Annotated in this window: 3 protein-coding genes; all 3 read left to right on the forward strand. The window is 47.7% G+C overall.

The genetic code is table 11. The features are described from left to right. Positions 1-234: 234 nt before the first annotated feature. Entirely contained in the window at positions 235-1,293 is a 1,059-nt protein-coding gene (locus AB5H98_RS13160) for an SIS domain-containing protein (protein ID WP_367926338.1), read from the forward strand. Between the two features lie 35 nt (positions 1,294-1,328). Then, the gene (locus AB5H98_RS13165) at positions 1,329-2,435 is read left to right on the forward strand and encodes an SIS domain-containing protein (RefSeq protein ID WP_367926339.1); all 1,107 of its coding nucleotides are present in this window, start codon (positions 1,329-1,331) and stop codon (positions 2,433-2,435) included. A gap of 31 nt (positions 2,436-2,466) precedes the next feature. Further along, positions 2,467-3,087, forward strand: a 621-nt coding sequence (locus AB5H98_RS13170) for a transketolase (RefSeq protein WP_367926340.1), incomplete at its 3' end; no start/stop codon positions are given.

Raw genomic sequence — 3,087 nt, forward strand, 5'->3', positions numbered from 1 at the left:
CTAGAAAAGCTGACACATGTAAAAACAAAAGAAGAGCTTTTGGCTCTGGATGCATTTTTGGCCGGATGAGTGATATGCCGGCACGGGTACAGTGCCTTGGAATGAAAACATTTCGGTTCTATAAAATGTGAACAATGAAAGTTCAGCACAAAGACTGCCCAGTACACTTTCGTACAGCATTGATCCACCAAGTATCATTTGACACAAGTTCACAGTTAGTAGGAGGAGAAAAGTATGATTGACACCAGCCGTTCGATCTTCTGGAAGGAGATTTTTGAGCAGCCCAAAGCGGTGGCAGATTGCCTGGCTGCCAACCGAGAAATCTGCCGTCAAATTGCGCAAGAAGTTCGAGAAAGAAATATTAAGACGGCCGTCTTGGTAGGGCGAGGCTCCAGCGATCATGCCAATTTGGTAGGCCGTTATTTACTGGAAACCAAATGCGGTATGGTGACTAGTATTGGTGCGCCTAGCGTGGTTACAGCCTATAAGTCTGCTCCGGATTATTCCAATGTACTTATGATCGGAGTGTCTCAGTCCGGCGCGGCCGAGGATTTGTATCAGGTAATGCGTTCGTGTGATGAGCAAGGCGGAGTATGCGTCAGTGTGACCAACACCGAGGGGTCGCGCATGACGCAGGCAGGAAAATATCAAATCAACAATCACTGTGGCCCGGAGCGTAGCATTACGGCAGGTAAATCTTACTTGACCCAAGTCACAATATTGACGGCTATCGCGGCATATATCTCACAGGATCCTGAACTGCTGCAGGTATTGGACGAAGCACCAACAATTGTACAAACGGCTTTGACTCAACTGGAACCGCAGGTTCGGGACGTGGTGCGTTATTACCGCGAATGTGAACATCTTATGGTTATGGGGCGCGGTTTGATGGATGCTCTGGCCAACGAAGCAGAGTTGAAAATTCAGGAAACCAGCTATTTGGACGCTCGTTGTTATGGTTCAGCGGATTATCGTCATGGCCCAATCGCCACTGCGCAACGTTTTGTGCCGTATATCTTTTTAATGGCAGATCAACACACAAACTATTGTGCACAGGCGCTGTTAGAACGTTTAAAAGAAGAAACATGCATCTGGTGTACGGTAGTGACCAATCGTCCGGAGTTGGCGAAGATGGGGGATACAAGTGTATTGCTTCCGGAACAGTACGACGGAATTGGCGCAGTATTTAGCGGTGCGGTGTTCGCACAAATGTTTGCGTGTCTGTGTAGTTTGAGTCGTGGGTTTGATCCGGATAACCCCAAAGGCGTGAGCAAAAAAACCGTCACGGTATGACGGGTGTAGAAAGTATATAGAAAGGAATGAGAATTTTGGATTATACGGAGCTTTCCATGCTGCGTTACATTCGGGAGACACCCGCCCAAGTGCGTGCCAACATTGAAAATGGACAAGAGCTGACAAAGCGTATGGTAGAATTGTATTTGGCCAGACCTTATCGTACGGTGTGGCTGGTAGCCTGCGGGTCCAGTTGCAATGCGGGATATTGCGCTCGTTATTATATGAAACAGTACTTGGGTGTAGAAGTAAAAATTGTAACGCCCTTTACCTTTAATCATTATGAACACGATATGACTCCAGACGACTTTGTGGTATGTATCTCTCAAAGTGGTTGCAGCACAAATACCATTGAGTCGTTGCAGTTGTGCCGAAAACTGGGCATTCATGCCATTGGATTGACAGGCAATATTCATTCCGATTTCGAGACAGAAGCGGATGAAGTAATCGACTTTGGACTGGGCGGTGAGAAACTGGACTTTGTGACCAAAGGCGTGGTGACACTGACCGCGTTTTTGATGCTCTTTGCCCTGTATGCGGCCCATGGACAGGGACGACTGAGCGAACAGGCATTGGCCGAGCAAAAGCGTCAAATGTTGGCCTGTATGGACAACTATGATGCTTTGATTGCAGGGTATCCAGCGTATTTTGAAGCCAACAAACAGAAACTTCTATCCATGGAACGTGTGTACCTGATTGGTGCCGGCGCCAACTATGGTACTGCACTTGAAGGCGCGGTGAAAATCGGAGAGACAGTACATATTTTGGCCGTCGGATATGAGGTGGATGAATTCATCCATGGTCCTCAGGTCCAGCTAACGCCTAACTATAATATGATTTTCTTGGATCCGGGAGATGAAACAAGCGCACGGATTCAGCAAGCTTGGAAAGCCGCTCATAAAATGACAGACAGAGTATTTATTCTGTCTAATAATCAGATGTTGCAAGGCGCCGGCGTGATGCGTGTGCCGCATCTGGTTAGTGAACCGCTGAGTCCATTGTATAGCTTAGCATTTGTGCAATTAACGGCCTACTATGTGGCTCAGACAAATGATACTTGGCACCAGCACCCGCTGCTGGAGGATTTCAAGGCTGTATTGTCCGGAAAATCCGCCAGCTACGAGGCTTATGACTGCACCTGAACACCCATTATCAATTTTTAGGAGGTAGCATATGGACGCGCAAAAACGCAAGGAACTAAAGAAATTTTCCGCTCAGCTTCGTATTGATCAGTTGGAGATGTTCCGTCAGCGGGGCATGGGGCACATTGGCGGATGTCTTTCTGTCACAGAACTGCTCAGTGTTTTGTATGGCAAGCAGATGAAATATGACCCGAAAAACCCCAACTGGGAGGGACGCGATTATCTGGTAATGAGTAAGGCTCACGCGGCGCCTGCCGTAGAAGCGGCTTTAGCCGAGAAAGGCTTTTTTGACAAAGCATTATTGTTGACCATGGATGAGATCGGTACGCATGTGCCCAGCCATGTGGATCGACTCCTAACACCGGGAATCGATGCAACAGGTGGTTCTTTGGGCCAAGGAGCCAGCGTGGCTGCGGGCATCGCCTACGGATTACGGCATGCGGGCATTGAGGATCAGTATGTGTATGTATGCATTGGTGATGGTGAGTTGAATGAAGGACAAAACTGGGAGGCCTTTCAGTTCTTAGCACACAATCGTCTGAACAACTGCATTGTATTTATCGATAACAATAAGCGTCAACACGATGGTTGGTGCACCGAGGTGCTGAATCCCTTTGACTATGAAGCAAAAATGAAAGCATTTGGATTCTGG

This window comes from uncultured Ruthenibacterium sp. (assembly GCF_963558415.1).
Taxonomy (GTDB): Bacteria; Bacillota; Clostridia; order Oscillospirales; family Ruminococcaceae; genus Ruthenibacterium.